This is a genomic window from Streptomyces sp. CO7, assembly GCF_053474865.1.
Map to the genome: position 1 here is coordinate 534,514 of NZ_JBRIOU010000004.1, position 22,405 is coordinate 556,918.

A 22,405-nucleotide genomic window follows, 5' to 3' on the forward strand; every position below is an offset into this window, starting at 1 on the left:
GTGCCAGCCGAAGGTGGCTGATGCGGGCGGGGAGCTCCCATCCCGTCTGCCGTCGACCCAGGCAGAGCCGAGCAGACACGGCACCTGGCGTCCAGGTCGTTCGTCCAGTGGGGCGCTCCACCTGGACGCCAGGCACCGCGCCTGCTCCACGGAGTGTGGGTCGACGGCAGACAGGATGGGAGCTGGGGTTGCTGTTGGATATGCCGGGGGGCGGCGTCCACGGCGGCTGCCGGCCGGGCGCTCCCCCCGGCCAGCGGTCCCGGTCGGTCTCCCTCACCCGCCACCCGCTGATACGCAAATCCTCCAGCAGCTTGCGCATCCGCCCGGTGTCGCGATGGCCGGGTTCCAAGAGGCGTTCCCGACCGTCGCCTCCGGGGGCGGCACGGCGTGCCCCGGCTCTTCCCGTCAGACCTCGGCGAGCGCCGCGGCCCCGAACGACACGTCGAGGCGGTCTGAGGTTCCCCTCGGAGCGTGAAGACCCACGCAGGAGGGGGGACTGGAAGCACCTCGACATCCGGCCATGGCCATGTCGGAGGGCGTGCGGACGGCGTGGAAGGCGCTCATCACCCGCCATCGCGCACCAATTCGCAAGGCGCTCTCCGCCACGGGAGAGATCAAGCCATACGTCGGAGCGCCCGTTGTCCCACCCAAAGAGCTGGGGAACCCTGCTGAATGGGGCGTGATGGAGATCAAGCTGGAAGCTCCGGCTGACTCCATGGGGACGATGAACGCTTGCGTTAATGCAAGCGGTGGAGAGTGGTGTTACGGCTGGTTCGCCGTGGTCGAAGGCAAGGACTGCTACTCGAACTACTACCACCACACGAAGGTGCACAAGTCGTCGGTGAAGATCAACGGCGAAACGGACGATAGCGGTTGGTTGGCAGCCACTAGGACTGCCAATGCCAGTGAAATCGGCCCGGGTGGAGCCACCTGCTACACCTACTACAGCATCAAGTAGGGCTCAATCTGCATCTAGTCTTGGGTGGCTGCAGGGTGCGGGAGTAGGCTGGCGGTGTCACTTTGATCTTTCGGTTCGCCTGGATAAGTCTCGGGGTGGCACCGCCAGCGACTTGACATATTCACGGAACGGGGAAGAGGCATCAATACATCCCTGCGCACTCGCGCTGTTCCAGCGGCAGTTGCCCTGGGGTCAGGTTTGCTACTGGGTCTGGTTGGCCCAATTGCAGGAAAATCGGATAACCTGGCTTCCGCCTCCCTAAGTCTCGTTTTTTCCGGCGGATGGTCATGGGCCGCTTACGCGTTCATGGTGGGCTATTTTGGCCGATCCAAGGTCGAGTCAGCCCTTCTGTCATCGTTCGGGTTGACCGTCGGCGTAGTCACATACTACGTATTCAAGAGCCTGAGCCCCGCAGTGCCGGTCGGCTTGGAATACGGAGCCTCAAGCGAAGGACTGTCGTCTAGAATTCTCATGTGGGGTATAGTGGCCTTCATTCTTGGGGCTCCCATGGGGATTTTGGGTAACCTGGCACGAGTGCCAGGCATTCGTGGCCTCCCCTTCCGGCTGATCGTTCCGCTCATAGCGTTCTACGAGACATCCATGCGAATATCCGTAGAAGCGGATCTGCAAGAGCCGCGTGTCGGGATGACTTGGAGCGTGATTCGGCTCACCGCAGGCGGTGTTGCTGTAGCTCTGGTGGGTCACACGGCTTGGGCGTCGTGGCGCTCCCGACGTACTCGCTCCGCAGGATCGGATGAACAGCCCAGCAGCGAGAGCGTCACGCCTGTGTGACCTAGGCACAATGGCAGCGCAAGCGCGGAAGGCGCCGGCGTTGACCTCGTCCTCGAGTTTGCCTCGCGGCCGTCTCCGCGAGGAAGGGCTCGTAGAAGAGGGAGACGCGGCGTGGGTGGCGGCCCGGCCCCAGCAGCGGGGTGAGGACGTCGGAGGTGACGAACTGCCTGGGCGGGGACTCCATCACCCACGACACCGAGGCCGCCCCGTCGTGCTCGTACCAAGTCCGGTGCTCGACGGCCGAGAGCGGGCCGAACGCTCCGCGCGACAGCAGGGCGCCCGAGTTGGTTTACAGGCCGGTCGTCGGGTTGACCGCCAGGCAGCGGGCGACCTCGCCCCGAGAGTCCGGGTCGAACGCACCCCGGGCGATGCCCGCCAGACGGGCGGCCGAAGCGCGGCCCAGCACGCTGACCCCGCAGCCGCCGAGCGCCGCCTGGAGTCCGCGCAGGACGCGCACGCACTCGGCGACCGCTTCGCCGAAGGACTCCGCCCGCTCCGGCACCCGGGACGGGTCGAAGGTGATGGAGACCCGGGTCTCCACGTGCGCGCTGGCGGACGGCGACATCCGCACCAGCGTGTCCATCAGCTCCCGCGCCGGAGCCGGTGCCGCGGGGTCCACCCGCTCGGCCACGTAGTCCTCGATGGTGCTCCCCGGGTCCGTGGCGGTGTCCACCGTGACGTTGACCCAAGCGACGCTCGGGGTGTGGCCGAGGCGGGCCAGCCAGGCGTGCCACTGGCCGACCCAGGTGTCGACGGCGTCCCGGTTGGCGAGCGCGGTGGAGATCGGCGCGACCAGGACGGTGGCGGTCAGGTGGCCGGTGCGGCGGTTCCAGGCCGTGCCGAGGTGGCCGCCCTCACCGTCCTCCACGCTGATCGGCACGACCGGCGCCAGGACGCCGGGCAGGTCGTCGTCCTCGTCGTGGAGGACCCGGCCCGGATCGCGGCGGCCGGGCCGGTGTGATCCGCGCGGCCCCGGGCACACATCCGCACGCGGAGGCATCGCGCCTGCGCCGGGTGTCTCCTAGGCTCGACCCCACAGGGCACCCCGCCCGGAGCGGACCGCCGCCCCGGGCGACACGGACCGGAACCCCACCGAAGGGAGCCCCACCATGCCTGTCGACCCGACCGACCCGGACACCTTCGTCCACGAGGAGGAGCAGGAGGAAGCCGCCCCGGAGATCGACGTCGAGGCCCCCGAGCACGACGCGGCCGAGCAGCTCGCGGACGTCCGTCCCGCCAAGGACGAGCCGGTACGCGGCGAGGCGGGCGACCGTGCCGCCGAGGCGGACCTCGCCGAACAGGCGAGGGTGGTGGAACTCGACGAGGACGACTACCGCTGACCGCGGACGCCGCCGGCGAAGGCCCCGCACCGGCCCGGTGCGGCCGGTGTGCGGGGGGCGAAGGCCCCGGAAACCGCCCGGCGGGCGGCCCGAAGCGGCCGTCCGCGCCACCCGCGTCGCCCCGGCCCCGGGGGTCTCTCACCGCCCGGTGAATTTCTCCGGTCGCAGGACGCACAGGACGGTTACCGAAAAGTACGATGGTGCTGCGGCCCACGCCGCGCACGGACGATCTTGGGAGGCGGCGTGACAGCCATCGAGCAGACAGAGGCGGCACGCCCGCGCGGCACCCGGCTTCCGCGCCGTGCCCGGCGCAACCAGCTGCTGGGGGCGGCGCAGGAGGTCTTCGTCGCCCAGGGCTACCACGCCGCCGCCATGGACGACATCGCCGAGCGGGCGGGCGTCAGCAAGCCGGTGCTGTACCAGCACTTCCCCGGCAAGCTCGAGCTGTACCTGGCCCTGCTGGACCAGCACTGCGCCGCGCTGATCGAGTCGGTGCGCGCGGCGCTCGCCTCCACGCACGACAACAAGCAGCGCGTCCGGGCGACCATGGACGCCTACTTCGCGTACGTGGAGGACGACGGCGGCGCGTTCCGCCTGGTCTTCGAGTCGGACCTGACAAACGAGCCCGCGGTGCGCGAGCGCGTGGACAAGGTGACCAACGAGTGCGCCGAGGCGATCTGCGACGTCATCGCCGAGGACACCGGGCTCTCCCGCGAGGAGTCGATGCTGCTGGCCTCCGGTCTGGGCGGTCTCGCCCAGGTGGTGGCGCGGGCCTGGCTGCACAGCGACCGCAGCGTGCCGCGGGACAAGGCGGTGCAGCTGCTGGCCTCGCTCGCCTGGCGCGGCATCGCCGGGTTCCCGCTGCACGGCACGGAGAACGCCTGACCGCTCCGGCCCCTGGCGGACCCGGCGCCCGGCGACACCCCGGGAAGGGCCCCGCCTGGACTAATGTGTCCGGGGTACGGCGCGGACGGAAGCGAGATGTCCGCGCACCACTGACCGTCGGAGGGACAAGGCCGTGGAGGTCAAGATCGGCGTGCAGCACGCGCCCCGCGAGATCGTTCTGCAGAGCGGTCAGAGCGCCGAGGAGGTCGAGCGGCTCGTGGCCGAGGCGCTCGCCGGCAAGTCGGCGCTGCTGACCCTGGTGGACGAGCACGGCCGCAAGGTTTTGGTCCCGGCGGACCGTCTCGCCTACGTCGAGCTGGGCGAGCCGGCTCCCCGCAAGGTGGGCTTCGGCGCGCTGTAAGCGGCGGCTGCGCGGCGCGCGGACGCGCACGTGAAGGGCCGGACGGCATTGAGCCGTCCGGCCCTTCGGCGTGTGCGGGGCGTGATGGGCGGGTAGTCACACGGGGACCTTCCGTGCACGCTCCTGGTGAAGGGACCCGCCATGTTCTTCCTCGCAGCGCCGGCCTCGGTGCTCATCGGGCTCCTGCTCGCCTACGCGGCCGTCCACCGGATCCCGCACCGGCTGCCGCCCGCGAGCGTGGTCCTGCCCACCGGGGTGGCGGGCGCCCTGCTCGGCACGCTGATCACATACGGGGCCCTGGCTCCCGGCCGGGTCGCGTACGTGCTGCTCGGTGCGGCGGCGCTGTCCGCGGCCGCGGTCTCGCTGCTGCTGCGCCCGCAGCACACCGGCGCCCGCCGCCGGCCCGCGGCCCGTCCCCCGGCGGCCTGACTCACCGGCGGCCCGTCCGACCGGTGTCCCGACCGACCGACGGCCTGACCCACCGGCCCGGCCGACAGACTGCACGACCGGGAGCACGACCAACCGGCGGGCCGGGCACCGGCGACCCGACCGCCCCCTTCGGCACACCCGCCGGCACCCCCCGGAGCGACCGGCAACGACTCGCCGGTCCTGCGGCCCGGGTGACCGCAGCGGCCCGGGACGGACCGCCCGGACCAGCCACCGGGACCGGCCGCCGCCGGGAAGGTCAGGCGGCGAGGCCCAGGGCGGCCATGCGCTTGGTGTGGGCCTCGGTGATCCGGGAGAACATCCGGCCCACCTCCGCGAGGTCGAAGCCGTCCGCGACCCCGCCGACCAGCATGGTGGAGAGCGCGTCGCGCTCCGCGACCACCCGCTGGGACTGCGACAGCGCCTCGCCCATCAGCCGGCGCGCCCACAGCGCGAGGCGCCCGCCCAGCCGCGGGTCCACCTCGATGGCCGCCCGCACCTTCTCCACGGCGAACTCCGCGTGGCCGAGGTCGTCGAGCACCGCCAGCACCAGCTCGCGGGTGTCGGAGTCCAGCCGCACCGCGACCTCGCGGTAGAAGTCGGCCGCGATCGAGTCACCGACGTAGGCCTTGACCAGGCCCTCCAGCCAGTCGGAGGGCGCCGTCTGCCGGTGGAAGCCGTCCAGGGCCGCGACGAAGGGGGCCATCGCCTCCTCCGGGTCGACGTCGATCTCCGCGAGGCGCGCCCGCAGCCGGTCGAAGTGGCCGAACTCGGCAGAGGCCATCTTGGCCAGCTCGCCCTTGTCGGCCAGGGTCGGCGCCAGCTTCGCGTCCTCGGCGAGCCTCTCGAACGCCGACAGCTCGCCGTACGCGAGCGCTCCCAGCAGGTCCACGACGGCGGCGCGGTACTGCGGGTCTGCGGAGGCCTGCTCCCAGGTCTGCGCGGCGACCTTCTGGGTCGCGGCGTCCGGAGCGGGGGCGTCGGTCTGGCCGGTGGCGTTGTCAGGCGTCGTCATGAAACGAACGATAGTCCGCCCGCCCGGCGCCCCGGCCGTCACCGTCCTCCTCGTCACTGTCCTCGCCGGCCTTCGCGTCACGGCGGCGCGCCCGGGCCCGGTGGCGTGCGGGCGTGCCGCGCACCGGCGGACGGCCGGTGCGGCGGCGGAGGCGCACGGCGCGCGCCGGGGCGGTGTGAGCCCCACGACGTCACCGAATCGACCGTCGCATGTGCGCGATTCCGGGGTATGGTGGTATTGCGCCCGCTCGTATCCGGCGGGCCGCATGAATGAGGATGCCCGGTCGGTGGCCCGATCGGCTCCGACCCGACAGCCCTCCTCGCCCGCAGGCCTTCCGCGTGCGGCCACGGAGGGGACCCTCAGCGGTACGAGTGCTGGAGCGTCGGCGTGGTCCCGTGCCACAGGCCCGCCCCGAAGCAGGGCCGACGACGTCCTTCCGGTTCGGTACGGCCGTGCTCGGCACGGTTGATCCCCCGCGCTCGCCTCGCGCCGCGCACACAGAAGAGGCAGCACCCTGACTACCACGTTCCGCGATCTCGGAATTCTTCCTGAGACGGCCGAGGCCCTCGAGGCCGTCGGCATCGTCACCCCCTTCCCCATCCAGGAGATGACGCTCCCCGTGGCCCTCTCGGGCTCGGACGTCATCGGCCAGGCCAAGACCGGCACGGGCAAGACCCTCGGTTTCGGCCTGCCGCTCCTGGAGCGGGTCACCGTCCCCGCCGACGTCGAGGCCGGGCGGGCGAAGCCGGAGGACCTGACCGAGGCGCCGCAGGCGCTGGTCGTGGTCCCCACCCGCGAGCTCTGCACCCAGGTCACCAACGACCTGCAGACCGCCGGCAAGGTCCGCAACGTCCGCGTCCTGGCGATCTACGGCGGCCGCGCCTACGAGCCGCAGGTCGAGGCCCTCAAGAAGGGCGTCGACGTCGTCGTCGGCACCCCGGGCCGACTGCTCGACCTGGCCGGCCAGAAGAAGCTCGACCTCAAGCACGTCCGCAGCCTGGTCCTCGACGAGGCCGACGAGATGCTCGACCTCGGCTTCCTGCCGGACGTCGAGAAGATCATCAACATGCTTCCGGCCAAGCGCCAGACCATGCTGTTCTCGGCGACCATGCCGGGCGCGGTCATCGGCCTGGCCCGCCGCTACATGTCGCAGCCCACGCACATCAGCGCCACTTCGCCGGACGACGAGGGCAAGACGGTCGCGAACACCAAGCAGTTCGTCTACCGCGCGCACAACATGGACAAGCCCGAGATGGTCGCCCGCATCCTGCAGGCCGAGGGCCGCGGGCTGGCGATGATCTTCTGCCGTACCAAGCGCACCGCCGCCGACATCGCCGACCAGCTGCAGCGTCGCGGGTTCGCCGCCGGCGCCGTGCACGGCGACCTGGGCCAGGGCGCCCGCGAGCAGGCGCTCCGCGCCTTCCGCAACGGCAAGGTCGACGTGCTGGTCTGCACCGACGTCGCCGCGCGTGGCATCGACGTCGAGGGCGTCACGCACGTCATCAACTACCAGTCCCCCGAGGACGAGAAGACCTTCCTGCACCGCGTGGGCCGCACCGGCCGCGCCGGGGCCAAGGGCACGGCGGTCACCTTCGTCGACTGGGACGACATCCCGCGCTGGCAGCTCATCAACAAGGCGCTGGGGATCGGCTTCAACGACCCGGTGGAGACGTACTCGACGTCTCCGCACCTCTTCTCGGACCTGAACATCCCCGAGGGCACCAAGGGCATACTGCCGCGCTCCGAGCGGACGCGTGCGGGCTTGGGCGCCGAGGAGATCGAGGACCTGGGCGAGCCGGGCGGCCGCAAGGGCGACCGTGACCGCGGCGGGCGTGGCGGCCGTGGCCGTGGCGGGCGCGACGAGCGTCCGTCCCGCGACGACCGTGACTCCCGTGACGACCGTGGCTCCCGTGACGAGCGTCCGTCGCGCGGCGAGGGTTCCGGTGCGACGGAGGTCGCCGAGGGCGAGCGCGCTCCGCGCACCCCGCGTCGCCGTCGCCGCACCCGCAACGGCGCCCCGGTGAGCCAGGCCGCCGCCGCGGCGACCGCCGCCGTGGAGACTCCCGCCGAGGCCCCCGTTCAGGCAGCGGCTCCCGCCGCGCAGGCGGCCGTCGAGACGGCCGAGGGCACCGAGGCCGCCCCCCGCCGTCGTCGCCGCACCCGTGCCGGTGCCGGTGCCGCCGAGGGCGTCGTGACGGAGGCCGCCGCGCAGACCGCGCCGGTCGCCGAGGCCGCCCCCGTGGAGCCCGAGGCCGCACCGCGCCGCCGCACCCGCAAGGCGGCCGCCCCCGCGCAGGCCGAGGCCGTCGCGGACACCGTCGAGGCCGTGGAGGCAGCGCCCAAGCGTCGCACCCGCAAGGCCGCCGCCCCGGCGGAGACCGCCGAGGTCACCCCGGTGGAGGCCCCGGCCGACGCCGAGGCCAAGCCGCGCCGCCGCATCCGCAAGGCCGCCGCGCCCGCGCAGGCCGAGGCCGTCGCGGACACCGTCGAGGCCGTGGAGGCAGCGCCCAAGCGCCGCCCCCGCAAGGCCGCCGCGCCGGTCGAGGCCGTGGCCGACACGGTCGAGGCTGCGGCGGAGGCCGCTCCGAAGCGTCGCACCCGCAAGGCCGCCGCCCCGGCGGAGACCGCCGAGGTCACCCCGGTGGAGGCCCCGGCCGACGCCGAGGCCAAGCCGCGCCGCCGCACCCGCAAGGCCGCCGCACCCGCGCAGGCCGAGGCCGTCGCGGACACCGTCGAGGCCGTGGAGGCAGCGCCGCGTCGCCGGACCCGCAAGACGGCCGAGGCGGCCCCGGTCGCCGGGATCCCCGCCCAGGCGGGCGAGGAGGCGCAGACCAAGCCGCGCCGCCGCACGCCCCGCAAGGCCGCGCAGCCGGCCGAGAGCTGAGGCTCCCGCCCGACGGCCCGGTCCCCCCTCGGGGGGAGCCGGGCCGTCGGCGTTCCCGGGCCCGCTCGGTAACCTGACCGCCATGAGCAGGCCCGACACCTTCACTCCCCCGCCCGGCGCGCGCGCGTTCCAACTGGCCACCTCGCGTGGGGAGTTCGCCGCGATCGAGATGCCCTCCGCCGCCGGCGCGGTGGATCGCGGCACCGCCCTGCTGCTGCCCGGGTACACCGGCAGCAAGGAGGACTTCATCGCGCTGCACGCCCCGCTGGCGGCCCGCGGCTACCGCACGGTGGCCGTGGACGGGCGCGGACAGTTCGAGTCCGAGGGGCCCGACCACGACGAGAAGGCGTACGCGCAGGGCGAGTTGGCCCAGGACCTGCTCTCCCAGGCGCACACCCTGGCGGAGGCGGAGGGCGCCCGGATCCACCTGCTCGGACACTCGCTCGGCGGGCAGATCTCCCGCGCCGCCGTCCTGCGGGACGCCTCCCCGTTCCGCAGCCTGACGCTGATGTCCTCGGGCCCGGCCCATATCTCCGACTCCCAGCGACAGCGCGTCACCATGCTCCGCGAGGCGCTGTCCTCGCTGTCGATGGCGCAGGTCTGGGACGTCATGCAGGCGATGGAGGCCACCGTCGCGCCCGAGGCGCTGGCCGAGCAGCCCGACACCAGGCCGCTGCGGGAACGCTGGCTGCGCACCCGTCCGGCCCAGCTGCTGGCCACCGGACGCCAGTTGTGCGTGGAACCGGACCGGGTCGGGGAGCTGGCCGCCGTGGGCCTGCCCTGTCACGTCCTCTCCGGCGCCCGCGACGACGTGTGGCCGGTGGAGCTCTTCGACGACATGGCCGTCCGCCTCGGCGCCCGTCGCACCGTCGTGGAGGGCGCGGAGCACTCCCCCAACGTGGACCGTCCCGAGGAGACCGCCCGCGCGATCGCCGGCTTCTGGGACGACGTCCCGCTCGACGACTCGTCCCCCGCCGCCGGCGGCTGAGCGCACCCGGACGCCGGTCACGGCGCGCGGCGGCTCGGCACACGGGGCAGCACGCCACCGCGCGCGGTGGCGCCACTCAGCGCCCGCCCCGCCGCCGAGGACCGGCTCAGCGCACGGTGCGCAGGCGGTCCCAGAAGCCGTCCCGGAGCGCCCGGCGCAGGTCGGACTGCCCGCGCAGGGAGTAGCCGAGCAGCCCCTCGGCCTGCACCAGCAGGGCCTGGTCCTCGGATCCGGGCAGGTACGGCTGTTCGGTCAGGAGCGCCTCCATCGCCTCCGGCCCCCGCTCGGCGAGCCATCGCGCGGCGATCTGCGCGCCGACGAAGCGGACGTCCTCCCAGGTCGGCCGGGCCGCCGCCGCCTCGAAGGCGACCGTGGCCCGGCGCGAGACGTACGGCTTGAGGAACTGCAGGTCCAGGGTGCGCTCGCTGTCCACCTCCCAGAGCAGCGGCTCGGCCTGGTTGCGGCCGTCCGGGGCCTCGATGCCCCAGAGGTGGACGCGCGCGCCGTACTCCTGCGCCGCCTCCACGGCCGGCACCAGGTCCTCGTCGCCGCCGAGCAGCGCGGCGTCGGTGATGGCCCGGTTGCGGGCCAGGGCCTCCAGGTCGGAGCGGATCAGCCCGTCGACGCCCTTCTGCTGGTTGTTGGCGTTGAGGTTGCCGAGGCGGACCTTGACGTCGGGCAGCTCGGCGATCGCCTGCTGCTCGGCGGTGTGGATGCGGCGGCGGGCCCCGTCGTACCAGTACACCCGCAGCAGCCGGCTGTCCTGGAAGAGGAGCGCCGCCTTGTCGATGAGCGCGGCGATCACGCCCTCGGTGTCCAGCTCGAAGGCCCGCCGGTCCTCGGTGCCGACCACCAGCCGGCCGGCGGCGGCGTAGAGGTAGCCGGCGTCCACGAAGAGGGCGTGGGTGGACTGCGGCGCGGACTGCGTCCTGTCCAGCGCGGCGAGGACACGCCTGAGCAGCTCGTTGGTGCTCTCGATGCTTGCGGTCAGCGCCGCGAGGTCGTCATTCATACCGGGGCCCATTGTCCCGGCGGTCACGGAGCGGACACAACCGGTCTCACCCGGTTCCTGTCGCACACCCACATGGTCCCGTGAGCTGCGGGTATGAGCGTACTTACTTAGGCGGCCAAAATTTTTCCTTAGCTAGGGAATCTTCCCGCCCGGTTCGGGTGTTGTACCCGGTACATACCGACGTGGGAAGGGAGAAGCATGCGCTTCGAGATTCTGCGTCTCGACGACGCCAGCGGCCGACCGGTCGACAGCACCGTCGTGGACGCCGCCTCCGTCAACGGGATCGTGCAGCAGGCCGCCGAGATCGGCCAGCGCCTCTGGATCCGTCCGGCCGACTGCACGGCCTCATAACATCTCCGAACCACCGCGGCCCGGCGGGCAGCCCCCACGAAGGAGGCTGCCCACCGGGCCGCAGTGCTTTCACGGCCGGACGCGGCCCCCGGCTCAGGAGCCCTGGACCACCTGGGTCACGCCGTTGATGATCTGCTGCACGGCGATCGCGGCGAGCAGCATGCCGGACAGCCGGGTCACCAGGACCACGCCGCCCTCCTTGATCAGGCGGACCACCAGCAGCGAGTTGCGCATGACCAGCCAGATCACCACGTGGATGGCGAGGATCGCCGTCCACACGCCGACCTGCGCGCCGACGTCGCCCGCCTTCTCGACGGCGAGGATCACCGAGACGATGGCGCCGGGGCCGGCCAGCAGCGGCATGCCCAGCGGGACCAGGGCCACGTTGACGTCCTTGGTCTGCTGCGGCTCGTCGGTCTTGCCGGTGAGCAGGTCGAGCGCGACCAGCAGGAGCAGCACGCCACCGGCGATCATCAGGGCGGGCACCGAGATGTGCAGGTAGTCGAGGATGTGCTGGCCCGTCAGGCCGAAGAGGGCGATCACGCCGCCGGCCACCAGGACCGCCTGCAGCGCCATGCGCTTCTGGACGGCGGAGGGCCGGCCCGCGGTGAGGCCGAGGAAGATCGGGGTGACCCCGGGCGGGTCCATGATCACGAAGAGGGTGAGGAAGAGGGAACCGAAAACGGCGACGTCGAACACGGTGAATGGCCTTGCGGATGGTGCGGAACGCCGCCGTCGGGGCGCGCCCGGGCAGGGCACGGCGCGACGCGGCGTGGGACGTGGGGGGAAGGGCCGGACGCGGCGGGCGACGGACCGGGAGGGTCCGCGGCGCCGGGTCAGGCGGCGGAGGGTCCGCCGGCGCCCGGGACCGGGAACGCGCCCCAGGCACGGCGGATGATCTCGCCGTAGACCTCGGGGTCGGTGAGGTTCTCGCCGAGGACGCAGGTCTTGCGGGTGCCGTGGTAGTCGGACGAGCCGGTGGCCAGCAGGCCCAGCTCGGCGGCGAGGCCGCGCAGCCGGGCGCGGGTGGCCGGGTCGTGGTCCATGTGGTCGACCTCGATGCCGTCCAGGCCGGCCTCGGCCATGGCGGCGATCGCGGACTCCGGCACCGTCCGGCCCCGCTTGGCGGCGCCGGGGTGGGCGAGGACGGTGACGCCGCCTGCCGCCTTGACCAGGCGGATCGCCTCGAAGGGGTCGGTCTCGTGCTTGGGCACCCAGACCCGGCCGTGGTCGGCCAGCCAGTGTCCGCCGAAGGCCTCGTCCACGGAGGCGACGACACCCAGTTCGACCAGGGCGGTGGCCACGTGCGGGCGGCCCACGGAGCCGTCGCCGGCGATGCGGGCGACCTGCTCCCAGGTGACACCGACGCCCAGCTCGCGCAGCCTCGCCACCATGGCGCGGGCGCGCGGCACGCGGTCGTCGCGCACCAGCTCGCGCTCGGCGAGCAGCGCGGGCTCCTCGGGGTCGAAGAGGTACGCCAGCATGTGCAGCGACATCCCGTCGCCCGGGTCGGCCCCGGGCTCGGTCCAGCGGCAGGAGAGCTCCGCCCCGGTGACGAGGGTGACGCCCTCGGGGAGCGCGGCGAGCGCCTCGGCGTGGCCCCGGGTGGTGTCGTGGTCGGTCAGCGCGACGACGTCCAGACCGGCGCCGGCCGCGGCCCGCACCAGCTCGGCGGGGGTGTCCGTGCCGTCGGACGCGGTGGAGTGGCAGTGCAGGTCGATGCGCACGGCGACTCCAGCGGACGAGGGTTTGCACGGACAGGTCGACACAAGGATAAGGGGTCGTCCGAGTGGGTGACACTTACCTGTCGCGAGCATGCCGCACGGGGGCGACACTTACCTGTCGCGACCATGCCGCACAGGGGCGGCCGTCGCCGGGCCCGCCGCCGGACGCGTCAGGGCTCCAGGAGACGCGGCGAGAGCGCCCCGCACGGCACCAGCTCGATCTCGGCGCCCGCCTCGCGCAGGTCGGTGAGGACCAGCTCCTCGTACATCAGGAGTCCGGACTGCTCGGGCCACACCACGGCCCACAGCCACATGCCCAGCGCCTCGCCGGCGAAGACCGCGCGGTCCTCCGGGGCGCCCTCCACCAGCCACATCGGGGTGGGCCGGCCGGCCGCGTGCAGCTTGGCCTCGGCGGGCTTGGCGATGTCGATGTGGGGGCCCGGGTCCGGTCCGTCGATCCCCGCGTAGTGGGCGCCGAGACCGACGCCGAGCTCCTCGGCCACCAGGATCAGCTCGCCCATGCCGCCCAGCGGCCCCGGACCGGAGCAGGCGACCGCCGAGGCGCGCCCTCCGCTGCGGTCGTCACCCGCGCCGGCCACGCCGGTGAACAGCCAGCCGACCGGAAGCGGCCACGGCATCCAGACCGGGACCCGGGTGCGGTTCACCACCACACCGAGGGCCTCGACGCTCGGCGGAATCACGGGCTGCATCGGATGCACCGCCCCGTGCACGTCGCACTGCCACGCGTCGGCGAAGAGTCCGGGAGCCCTGACGCGCCCACCGCACCTCGGGCAACTGGGTTCGCCCCTCATAAGGTCCCACGGTCCTCCCTGGGCCGCGCCGCGTCAAGGACGATCACCCGTCCGGCGGCCGGTCGGCGTGGCGCGCGGTCCGGCGCGCGCCGTCGCCCCGCGCTGCCCGGATCCCAACTGGCGTCTTCCGGCCATCCGTTGACGGGTTTCCGGGGGTGACTTCGGTCACTCAGTCGAGGGCGACCGACCGGCGCAGCGGATCGCGCAGGTCGGTGCCGCGGGCCAGCCACCGCTCCTGCAGCGCCTGCGCGCCGTGCACCCGCTTCCAGGCGGCCTCGTTCGGGGTCATCGGCAGCAGCGGCAGGAACCGCACGGGGTCGAGCGGCGCGTCCAGCTCCAGGTCCTCGACCAGCCCGCCCGGCTCGCCCACCAGGACGGAGGTGAAGGGGGCCCCGGGCCACAGCGGCTCGCCCACGTCCAGTGATCCGCCCGGCGCCACGACAAGCCCCTCCACCTGCGGAGAGGCGGCGAGCACGGCCAGCGGGCGGAGCACCTTGTCGGTGTCCGCGACGCCGCCCCGCACGGACAGCACCAGTTCGGCCCGCGGTCCCTTCACCGGGTCCGCGACCATCGCCGTGGGGTGGCTCATCGGGTGCGCGGACATCCCGAGCGTGGCGTACCGGACGACGTCCCCCTCGGTGAAGCGGAGCACCTCGACGCGGTCCGTGCCGAGGAAGGTGACGGCGGCCCGGGCGCCGGGTTCGCCCAGGGCGGTCCGCAGACGCGCCTCGACCAGGGGAAGAACATCAGCCATGCGGCGAGCATAGAACTCGTCCGGAACGCGCAAAGCGTGGACGGGCGGAGACCTTGACAGTCACCTCGGCTGATAGTCTGGCCGCAGTCCGGGACAGCACGCCAAGCGTCGCGATCGAGTCCCGAACGCCAGTCATACTCCCCCTGAGAGCCGCTGTGCGCGCTCTCCCACCAGGGGAATGGATCGTCCCTCACGAGGGACCGGCCGGAGGAGGTGGGGCTGCGATGGACCGAAGTCGACCGTGCAGTACCACCCGCTCTTCCGGCCGCTGACGCGGCTCCGGCGTTCTCGCCGCTCCCACCGCCCCCTCGCTCAGCGTCGCGGTGTCAGCCGATTCCTCCGCGCCGGGGAAGAGCACTTCGTTTCGCCTGCCTGATCTTTGTCGATCTTTTCGATCTGCATCAGCAGCGACTGCTCGAACGCCGTGACGGTGCGGCGCTCCCCGCTTCACGGACGTGCCGGACCCCTGGGTGACGGCGGACGTCCTCGTCACAAGGCTTCGGGGAGCCGGCCGTCGGACGCTCGGCCTTTCGTTGCCGAAAGCGAAGGAGCCCCGCCATGTCGATGATCCGAGACCTGCGCGCAGCGGTCCGTCCCTCCGAGCGCGTCGCCCGTTCCGTGCGCGTCCGGCCGTCCCGGCGGGGCGCCGCGGCCCTGGCCCACCTGGATCCGGCGGTCCTGCCCGCCCCGCCCGCGCCCTCGGCCGTCGTCGACTGCGGCATCTACCGCGACGGGCGCCGCCTGGTCCTCGACTCCACGCCGACCCCGCAGGAGGCGATGCGCGCCGCGCGGCGCGACGGCGGCTTCGTCTGGATCGGCCTGCACGAGCCCACGCAGGACGAATTCGCGGGCATCGCCGCCGAGTTCGGGCTGCACCCGCTGGCCGTCGAGGACGCCGTCCAGGCCCACCAGCGGCCCAAGCTGGAGCGCTACGACGACAGTCTCTTCACCGTCTACAAGACGGTGCACTACGTCGAGCACGACTGCCTCACGCAGGACAGCGAGGTCATCGAGACCGGCGAGATCATGTGCTTCACCGGCCGGGACTTCCTGATCACCGTGCGGCACGGCGACCGGGGGTCTCTGCGCTCCCTGCGGCGCCGGCTGGAGGAGGACCCGGAGCTGCTGGCCAAGGGCCCCTCGGCGGTGCTGCACGCCATCGCCGACCACGTGGTGGACGGCTACCTCGCGGTCGCCGACGCGGTGCAGGACGACATCGACGACGTGGAGACCGAGGTCTTCAGCCCGGGCCGCCGCGGCAGCGCGCCGCGCGGCACCGACGCGGGCCGGATCTACCAGCTCAAGCGCGAGGTGCTGGAGTTCAAGCGGGCGGTGGCCCCGCTGCTGCGGCCGATGCAGCTGCTCAGCGAGCGGCCGATGCGGCTGATCGACCCGGACATCCAGAAGTACTTCCGCGACGTCGCCGACCACGTGGCCCGGGTGCAGGAGCAGGTGATCGGCTTCGACGAGCTGCTGAACTCCATCCTGCAGGCCAACCTGGCGCAGGCGTCGGTCGCGCAGAACGAGGACATGCGCAAGATCACCTCCTGGGCGGCGATCGTCGCGGTGCCGACCATGGTCTGCGGCGTCTACGGGATGAACTTCGAGCACATGCCGGAGCTGGGCTGGAAGTACGGCTACCCGGTCGTCATGGGCTTCACGGTGGTCATCTGTCTGGGCATCCACCGCACCCTGAAGCGCAACGGGTGGCTCTAGGCGGGCTCGCTAGGCTGCTGCCATGACGACCGCTGGTGACAAGACGGACGAGCTGTTCGACCGTGCCCTCGTCGAGGAGGCCGCGAAGAAGTCCGCGCTGGTGTGGGTGCGCCCCGCGGACTCCGCGGAGGGGCCCGAGCGGGCGTTGTGGCACGTCTGGCACGACGGCGCGGTCTGCGTGGTCGGCGACGGGCCGGGCGAGCAGCCGCTTCCGGGGCCGGCCGACGGCGGCCACGTGGTCCTCACGCTGCGTTCCAAGGACAAGGGCGGGCGCCTGGTGTCCTGCCGGGCGGTCGTCACCGAGCTCACGGCCGGTTCCGGCGCCTGGGAGGAGGCCGTCGGCGAGCTCAAGGGCAAGCGGCTCAACGCGCCGGACGCCGAGGAGATGCCGCAGCGGTGGGCCCGTGAGTGCCGCGTCCTGCGCCTGGAGCCGCTGGGGGCCGCGCTGCCCGCCCCCGAGGGCGCCCTGACAGCCGCGCCGCTGCCCACCGCGGCCACCACCCGCGAACCCGTCCCGGCGGCGCTCCCGCGCCTGCTCTTCCGCCGTCGGCGCCGGGGCTGAGCGGGCCGCCGCACACCGCGCCCTGTCCGGCGGCGGCAGCGCTACGTCTCGGGCAGGTCCTGCCCGTAGTCGACCTGCTGATTCTTCGGCGGTTCTTTGAGGTCGATCCGCTTGTCCCAGTCGGTGAAGCGGAGGGTGCCGCCACCGCCGGGCCGCTCCACGCGCACCGGGTAGGCCGTCCCCTGCAGCGAGACGTCCATCCGCCCGCCGGCGCCGTCGTCGGCCTTGAGGCGGATCGTCCGGACGTCGCCCACCTCGTGGTAGTCGTCCTTGGCCGGCTTGCCGTCGAGGGCGAGCAGCCCGTCCAGCAGGGTGTCCATGTCGGTGAAGCCGCTGAACCGCTTGTACGCCGGGTCCTTCTCGGGCACCTTCACGTACTTGCCGTCCAGCTTCTCGGCCGTGGTGCCCTCGACGCCCTTGCCGTCGCCGCCCGCGGCCTGATTCCAGAAGTCGGCGCCGGCCTGCAGGTACAGGGTCTCCCCGATGCGCAGCAGACCGAAGGTGGTGCCGCCGGAGGTGACCTCGCCGCGGCCGCCGCCCTCGGACAGCTCCATGTCCAGCTCGACGCCGCCGTCCTTGGTGATCACCGTGCCGGACAGGTGCACCGATCCCGCGGAGCCGGCCGCCTTCATGGCGCGGTCGCGGATCGCGGCGGGCTCCAGCTTGCCGACGCCGTTGGTCCCCTCGTCCGGGTCGGACCCGCACCCGGCGAGCCCCGTCGTCGCCAGGGCCAGTGCGCAGACCGCCGCGACACGGACGGCCATGCGGGTACGACGCTGGGGAATCGGGGTCACAGGCGCGGCTGCCTCTCATCCGGTCTCGACGGGCTGAGGGGCAGCGTACCGGGGGCCCGACGGGGCAGACGGAGGCAGTCCGTCCGGACCCCTCACCAGGGCGTACCGGACCGGTACGGGCTAGCCTGATCCCCGCCCACTGCGGCGTTTCCGGGCAACAAGGGGCAAGGGCGCGACGACGAGGGGCCTGACGAAGGAGGCTGTACATGGCGGGTGGGCGGATCTTCGTTTCCCACCTCGCGGGCGTGGCCGTGTTCGATCCGAACGGCGACCAGGTCGGACGGGTGCGGGACCTGATCGTGGTGCTGCGGGTGGGCCGCAAGGCTCCCCGCCTGCTGGGGCTGGTCGTGGAGCTGCCCACCCGGCGGCGGATCTTCCTGCCGATGACCCGGGTCACCGGCATCCAGTCCGGCCAGGTGATCACCACCGGCGTGCTCAACGTGCGCCGCTTCGAGCAGCGTCCGCCGGAGCGGCTGGTCTTCGGCGAGCTGCTGGACCGGCGGGTGCGGCTGGAGGAGACCGGCGAGGAGGTCACCGTCCTGGACCTGTCGGTGCAGCAGCTGTCCTCGCGGCGCGAGTGGGAGGTCGACCGCCTCTTCGTGCAGCGCGGCGGCCGCGGCGGCGCGTTCCGCCGCAAGGCCGGCGAGCAGTTCCTGGTGGAGTGGTCCGCGGTCACCGGCCTGTCCCTGGAGGAGAAGGGGCAGGGAGCGGAGAACCTGCTGGCCACCTTCGAGCAGCTGCGCCCCGCCGACCTCGCCAACGTGCTGCACCACCTGTCGGCCAAGCGCCGGGCCGAGGTCGCCGCGGCGCTGGACGACGACCGGCTGGCCGACGTGCTGGAGGAGCTGCCGGAGGACGACCAGATCGAGATCCTCGGCAAGCTCGCCGAGGAGCGCGCCGCCGACGTCCTGGAGGCGATGGACCCGGACGACGCGGCCGACCTGCTGTCCGAGCTGCCGGAGGGCGACAAGGAGCGGCTGCTGAGCCTGATGCAGCCCGACGACGCCGCCGACATGCGCCGCCTGATGGCCTATGAGGACCGCACGGCGGGCGGTCTGATGACCACCGAGCCGATCGTGCTGCGCCCGGACGCCACGGTCGCCGACGCGCTGGCCCGGGTCCGCAACGCCGACCTCTCCCCCGCGCTGGCCGCGCAGGTCTACGTCTGCCGCCCGCCGGAGGACACCCCCACCGGCAAGTACCTGGGGACCGTCCACTTCCAGCGGCTGCTGCGCGACCCCCCGTACACGCTGGTCGGCTCGATCATCGACGACGACCTGCAGGCGCTGTCGCCCACCGCCGACCTGCCCGTGGTGGCGGGCTTCTTCGCCGCCTACGACATGGTCGCGGCCCCCGTGGTCGACGAGAACGGGTCACTGCTGGGCGCGGTCACCGTGGACGACGTGCTCGACCACATGCTGCCCGAGGACTGGCGGGAGACGGAGTACCACTTGGAGGAGGAGCCGCCGGCCGCCGAGCACCCCGCCGACGCGCCGAAGGAGGCCACCGCGGATGGCAGCTGACCGCGAGGACCGCCGGCACGGCGACGAGCACACTCCCGGCCGCGGCCGGGCGACGGCGCACGGCCGGGAGCGTCGCGAGACCCGGGAGCGCCGCGAGACCCGCGAGCGGCGCGAGGCGCGGGAGGCGCGGTCCGTGGCGGGCGCCACCGGCACCCGCACGCGCGAGCGCCTGGACCTTCCGCTGGGCCCCCGCCGCCGGCTGCTGCCCGAGTGGGACCCGGACGCGTTCGGCCGGGTCTCGGAGCGGATCGCCCGCTTCCTGGGCACCGGCCGCTTCCTGGTGTGGATGACGTTCGCGATCGTCCTGTGGGTCGGCTGGAACATCGCCGCGCCCTCGGCGCTGCGCTTCGACGAGTACCCGTTCATCTTCCTGACCCTGATGCTGTCGCTGCAGGCGTCCTACGCGGCCCCGCTGATCCTGCTGGCGCAGAACCGGCAGGACGACCGCGACCGCGTCAACCTCGAGCAGGACCGCAAGCAGAACGAGCGCTCCATCGCCGACACCGAGTACCTGACCCGGGAGATCGCCGCGCTGCGGATGGGCCTGGGCGAGGTCGCCACCCGTGACTGGATCCGCTCGGAGCTGCACGACATGCTCAAGGAGCTGGAGGAGCAGCGCGCGGGGCACCGCCCGGCCCACGAGCGGGGACGTGACGCAGAAGACCGCTGACGGCCCTGCCCGGCGTCCTTCCGAGGGCCGTACCATCGTCCTTATGGTTACGGAAGACGCGGTGCGCGAAGCGCTGGCGACGGTGAACGACCCCGAGATCCAGCGGCCCATCACCGAGCTCGGGATGGTCAAGTCGGTGGAGATCGGCGAGGACGGCGCGGTCGCCGTCACGGTGTACCTCACCGTCTCGGGCTGTCCGATGCGCGGGACCATCACGGACAACGTGACGTCCGCGCTCACCCGCGTCGAGGGCGTGACCTCGGTCGACGTGACGCTGGACGTGATGAGCGACGAGCAGCGCAAGGAGCTGGCGGCCGCGCTGCGCGGCGGCACCGCCGAGCGCGAGGTCCCGTTCGCCAAGCCCGGCTCGCTGACCCGGGTGTACGCGGTGGCCTCCGGCAAGGGCGGCGTCGGCAAGTCCTCGGTGACGGTCAACCTGGCCGCGGCGATGGCCGCGGACGGCCTGAAGGTCGGCGTCGTCGACGCCGACATCTACGGCCACTCGGTGCCGCGGATGCTGGGCGCCGACGGGCGGCCCACCCAGGTCGAGAACATGATCATGCCGCCTTCGGCCAACGGGGTGAAGGTCATCTCCATCGGCATGTTCACCCCGGGCAACGCGCCCGTGGTGTGGCGTGGCCCGATGCTGCACCGCGCGCTCCAGCAGTTCCTGGCGGACGTGTACTGGGGCGACCTGGACGTCCTGCTGCTCGACCTGCCGCCCGGCACCGGCGACATCGCCATCTCGGTGGCCCAGCTGGTCCCGAACGCGGAGATCCTGGTCGTCACGACGCCGCAGCAGGCCGCCGCGGAGGTCGCCGAGCGGGCCGGTTCGATCGCGGTGCAGACGCACCAGAAGATCGTCGGCGTGGTCGAGAACATGTCGGGCCTGCCGTGCCCGCACTGCGACGAGATGGTCGACGTCTTCGGCACCGGCGGCGGGCAGAAGGTCGCCGACGGCCTGACCCGCACGACCGGCGCGACGGTGCCGGTGCTCGGCTCGATCCCGATCGACGTGCGTCTGCGCGAGGGTGGCGACGAGGGCAAGCCGGTGGTGCTGACCGACCCCGACTCCCCGGCGGGCGCCGCGCTGCGGGCCATCGCCGGCAAGCTCGGCGGGCGTCAGCGCGGGCTGTCGGGCATGTCGCTGGGGATCACCCCGCGCAACAAGTTCTGATCCACGCCCGGCCGCCCGCCCGCGGCCGCGCACAAGGGGCGCCGTCCTTCCCGGGACGGCGCCCTTCGTCGTGCCGGGGCGCCCTCGGGCTGCCCTGGCGGGGCCCGACCGCCGGGGCCCGCCGGGACGGGGGCCGCCCGAGCGTGGGGCCTTCCGGCGGGACCGGTCAGGCCGGGGCGGTCAGGCCGGGGCGGTCAGGCTGATCAAGCCGGTCAGGCGTAGGCGTCGATGTCCTCGACGGCGGAGAAGCCGAGGCCGTAGGCGCTCATCCCGCGCCCGTAGGCCCCGAGGTGGACGCCGTCGCCGGTGGAGCCGGCCAGCACCCAACCGAACTCCGACTCCCGGTAGTGGAAGGTCGTCGCCTCGCCGTCCACCGGCAGCATCAGGGTGGTCCAGGCCGGGCTCTCCATGTCGTCGGCGAGCACCCAGGCCGTCTCGGTCTGCTGCTCCAGCCAGTCGTCGCGCAGGCTGTGGTCCATCTGGAGTGGCCAGGTGTAGGACAGCAGCCCCAGACCGGCCAGCCAGGCGGCCGAGGAGACGGTGGTGGCGTCCAGTACGCCGGTGCCGTCGGCGCTGCGGCGGACCGGCTGGTCGGCCACGGTCACCACCACGGCGAATCGTTCCTTGTCCTCGGCGGCCTCGTAGCGGACCGACGGCTCGTCGCCGTGGCCGAGGGAACCGTGCTCGACCGCACCGTCCGTGGAGGTGGCGACCTGCATCAGCCAGCGCTCCCCGGTGAACGCGTCGTCGAGGCCGTACCACGGGAACGGCGCCCGCAGGTAGCCGTCGACCCCGCTGCCGCCCGCGACGGGCCGGCCGCCCGCGACCGCCGACGCCTGCGCGCCTACCCGACTTCTCGTCTCCATGCCCGGACGCCTCCTCGTTCTTCACCGGACCGCGGGGGGATGGTGAAGAATCGTCCGCCGGTCCGCACAACAACTCGGCAGCATAGCCACCCCGCTTCACCGGTCCGGGATTACCGCCGACCGGGTGGGTCGGACGGGCGCGGAACGGTAAGGGGGGTACGGCCGGACGGAGGGCAGGTCCGGGCGGCCGGGATCAGGTGGCGTCGAGGTCGTACGGAGGGCGCTCGGCGACCGGCTCCGGCGTCTTCTTCTCCAGGCCGACCGGGCCGGCGGCCTGGCCGGACGCGGCCACGGCGGGCGGCGGCGAGGCGGCCGCGGGGGACCTGTACGACGGGTCGTTGGCGATGCTCGGGTCCGCGAGCTGCTGGATGTCCTTCTTCAGGTCGAGCGACTCACGGATCTCGTCGAGGCCGAGGTCGTCGTTCTGCAGCTGCTTGCGGATGAACGTCTTGGGGTTCAGGTCCTGGAACTCGAAGTCCTTGAACTCCGGGCCGAGCTCCTGGCGGATGTCCTGCTTGGCGCTGTCCGAGAACTCGCGGATCTTCCGGATGGTCCGGGAGATGTCCTGGATGACCTTCGGAAGCTTCTCCGGCCCGAAGACGAGCACGGCGAGGACGACGAGCGTGATGAGCTCGAGCGATCCTATGTCATTGAACACCTGAAGCTCCTTGCGTGTCCCGGGGCAGATCCACGGTACCCGGCGAACCCGCCCCACCGGTACTGCCCCGACACCCTCTGACGCATACAACACATCCCGGGCCACACGGGGGTGACGGCCGGGTGACGTACCTGTGG

The 22,405-nt window shown here is 72.8% G+C and carries 22 protein-coding genes and 1 pseudogene; 13 read left to right on the plus strand and 10 right to left on the minus strand.

Features of this window, described 5'->3' with window-relative positions; all coding sequences use genetic code 11:
* Positions 1-520 precede the first annotated feature (520 nt).
* On the plus strand, positions 521-958 hold the full coding sequence (locus tag ACOV8S_RS15230; protein WP_448318365.1) for a lactococcin 972 family bacteriocin: 438 nt from the start codon (positions 521-523) through the stop codon (positions 956-958).
* A gap of 793 nt (positions 959-1,751) precedes the next feature.
* Here the strand turns inward: ACOV8S_RS15230 and ACOV8S_RS15235 are convergent.
* Positions 1,752-2,750 (minus strand): annotated as a pseudogene (locus ACOV8S_RS15235) (SCO6880 family protein).
* Between the two features lie 109 nt (positions 2,751-2,859).
* Between ACOV8S_RS15235 and ACOV8S_RS15240 the strand changes: the two are divergent.
* The 4 genes from ACOV8S_RS15240 (at position 2,860) to ACOV8S_RS15255 (ending at position 4,765) form a co-directional block, all read left to right on the plus strand.
* Positions 2,860-3,090 (plus strand): hypothetical protein, encoded by a 231-nt coding sequence (locus tag ACOV8S_RS15240; RefSeq protein ID WP_448318366.1) that lies wholly within the window; start codon positions 2,860-2,862, stop codon positions 3,088-3,090.
* Between the two features lie 243 nt (positions 3,091-3,333).
* Entirely contained in the window at positions 3,334-3,975 is a 642-nt protein-coding gene (locus ACOV8S_RS15245) for a TetR/AcrR family transcriptional regulator (protein WP_108954502.1), read from the plus strand.
* Between the two features lie 133 nt (positions 3,976-4,108).
* Complete coding sequence (locus ACOV8S_RS15250) at positions 4,109-4,336, plus strand: DUF3107 domain-containing protein (RefSeq protein WP_351114827.1); 228 nt, start codon at positions 4,109-4,111, stop codon at positions 4,334-4,336.
* 141 nt (positions 4,337-4,477) lie between these two features.
* On the plus strand, positions 4,478-4,765 hold the full coding sequence (locus tag ACOV8S_RS15255; protein ID WP_448318367.1) for a hypothetical protein: 288 nt from the start codon (positions 4,478-4,480) through the stop codon (positions 4,763-4,765).
* Between the two features lie 256 nt (positions 4,766-5,021).
* Here the strand turns inward: ACOV8S_RS15255 and ACOV8S_RS15260 are convergent, their stop codons facing one another.
* The gene (locus ACOV8S_RS15260) at positions 5,022-5,777 is read right to left on the minus strand and encodes a ferritin-like fold-containing protein (protein ID WP_448318368.1); all 756 of its coding nucleotides are present in this window, start codon (positions 5,775-5,777) and stop codon (positions 5,022-5,024) included.
* A 607-nt stretch (positions 5,778-6,384) separates the two neighbouring features.
* On the opposite strand from ACOV8S_RS15260, the gene ACOV8S_RS15265 reads away from it, so the two are divergent.
* Together ACOV8S_RS15265 and ACOV8S_RS15270 are read left to right on the plus strand one after the other, a co-directional pair.
* Positions 6,385-8,661 carry a DEAD/DEAH box helicase gene (locus ACOV8S_RS15265; RefSeq protein ID WP_448318369.1) on the plus strand — a complete coding sequence of 759 codons (2,277 nt, stop codon included), beginning with the start codon at positions 6,385-6,387 and terminating at the stop codon, positions 8,659-8,661.
* Between the two features lie 82 nt (positions 8,662-8,743).
* Positions 8,744-9,649 carry an alpha/beta fold hydrolase gene (locus ACOV8S_RS15270; protein WP_448318370.1) on the plus strand — a complete coding sequence of 302 codons (906 nt, stop codon included), beginning with the start codon at positions 8,744-8,746 and terminating at the stop codon, positions 9,647-9,649.
* 106 nt (positions 9,650-9,755) lie between these two features.
* Here the strand turns inward: ACOV8S_RS15270 and ACOV8S_RS15275 are convergent, their stop codons facing one another.
* Entirely contained in the window at positions 9,756-10,661 is a 906-nt protein-coding gene (locus ACOV8S_RS15275) for an NYN domain-containing protein (RefSeq protein WP_448318371.1), read from the minus strand.
* 198 nt (positions 10,662-10,859) lie between these two features.
* Between ACOV8S_RS15275 and ACOV8S_RS15280 the strand changes: the two genes are divergently transcribed.
* Positions 10,860-11,012, plus strand: coding sequence for a hypothetical protein (locus ACOV8S_RS15280; protein WP_448318372.1), 153 nt, complete (start codon positions 10,860-10,862; stop codon positions 11,010-11,012).
* A 93-nt stretch (positions 11,013-11,105) separates the two neighbouring features.
* Here ACOV8S_RS15280 and ACOV8S_RS15285 read toward each other — a convergent pair whose 3' ends face one another.
* The 4 genes from ACOV8S_RS15285 to ACOV8S_RS15300 all read right to left on the minus strand — a co-directional run bounded on the left by ACOV8S_RS15285 (position 11,106) and on the right by ACOV8S_RS15300 (position 14,302).
* A complete protein-coding gene (locus ACOV8S_RS15285) occupies positions 11,106-11,711 on the minus strand; it encodes a MarC family protein (protein ID WP_448318373.1) in 606 nt (201 codons plus the stop codon).
* Positions 11,712-11,848: 137 nt separating this feature from the next.
* A complete protein-coding gene (locus tag ACOV8S_RS15290) occupies positions 11,849-12,739 on the minus strand; it encodes a PHP domain-containing protein (protein WP_448318374.1) in 891 nt (296 codons plus the stop codon).
* Between the two features lie 167 nt (positions 12,740-12,906).
* Complete coding sequence (locus ACOV8S_RS15295; RefSeq protein WP_448318375.1) at positions 12,907-13,548, minus strand: DUF6758 family protein; 642 nt, start codon at positions 13,546-13,548, stop codon at positions 12,907-12,909.
* A gap of 169 nt (positions 13,549-13,717) precedes the next feature.
* Entirely contained in the window at positions 13,718-14,302 is a 585-nt protein-coding gene (locus tag ACOV8S_RS15300; protein WP_448318376.1) for a suppressor of fused domain protein, read from the minus strand.
* Between the two features lie 558 nt (positions 14,303-14,860).
* On the opposite strand from ACOV8S_RS15300, the gene ACOV8S_RS15305 reads away from it, so the two are divergent.
* A complete protein-coding gene (locus ACOV8S_RS15305) occupies positions 14,861-16,018 on the plus strand; it encodes a magnesium and cobalt transport protein CorA (RefSeq protein ID WP_448318377.1) in 1,158 nt (385 codons plus the stop codon).
* Between the two features lie 22 nt (positions 16,019-16,040).
* Positions 16,041-16,580, plus strand: coding sequence for a hypothetical protein (locus ACOV8S_RS15310; RefSeq protein WP_448318378.1), 540 nt, complete (start codon positions 16,041-16,043; stop codon positions 16,578-16,580).
* Between the two features lie 41 nt (positions 16,581-16,621).
* On the opposite strand, the gene ACOV8S_RS15315 is transcribed toward ACOV8S_RS15310, so the two are convergent.
* Complete coding sequence (locus ACOV8S_RS15315) at positions 16,622-17,344, minus strand: hypothetical protein (protein ID WP_448318379.1); 723 nt, start codon at positions 17,342-17,344, stop codon at positions 16,622-16,624.
* A 236-nt stretch (positions 17,345-17,580) separates the two neighbouring features.
* On the opposite strand from ACOV8S_RS15315, the gene ACOV8S_RS15320 reads away from it, so the two are divergent.
* From ACOV8S_RS15320 to ACOV8S_RS15330, 3 genes are read left to right on the plus strand one after another with little or no spacing between them, the layout of a single operon-like run.
* On the plus strand, positions 17,581-18,897 hold the full coding sequence (locus ACOV8S_RS15320; protein ID WP_448318380.1) for a magnesium transporter MgtE N-terminal domain-containing protein: 1,317 nt from the start codon (positions 17,581-17,583) through the stop codon (positions 18,895-18,897).
* Positions 18,887-19,567, plus strand: coding sequence for a DUF1003 domain-containing protein (locus ACOV8S_RS15325; protein WP_448318381.1), 681 nt, complete (start codon positions 18,887-18,889; stop codon positions 19,565-19,567). Before ACOV8S_RS15320 ends, ACOV8S_RS15325 begins: the two co-directional genes overlap by 11 nt.
* 43 nt (positions 19,568-19,610) lie before the next feature.
* The gene (locus ACOV8S_RS15330) at positions 19,611-20,744 is read left to right on the plus strand and encodes an Mrp/NBP35 family ATP-binding protein (RefSeq protein ID WP_108954515.1); all 1,134 of its coding nucleotides are present in this window, start codon (positions 19,611-19,613) and stop codon (positions 20,742-20,744) included.
* 212 nt (positions 20,745-20,956) lie between these two features.
* Here ACOV8S_RS15330 and ACOV8S_RS15335 read toward each other — a convergent pair whose 3' ends face one another.
* The gene (locus ACOV8S_RS15335) at positions 20,957-21,610 is read right to left on the minus strand and encodes a hypothetical protein (RefSeq protein ID WP_448318382.1); all 654 of its coding nucleotides are present in this window, start codon (positions 21,608-21,610) and stop codon (positions 20,957-20,959) included.
* A 193-nt stretch (positions 21,611-21,803) separates the two neighbouring features.
* Entirely contained in the window at positions 21,804-22,268 is a 465-nt protein-coding gene (locus ACOV8S_RS15340) for a sec-independent translocase (protein ID WP_448318383.1), read from the minus strand.
* Between the last annotated feature and the right edge of the window lie 137 nt (positions 22,269-22,405).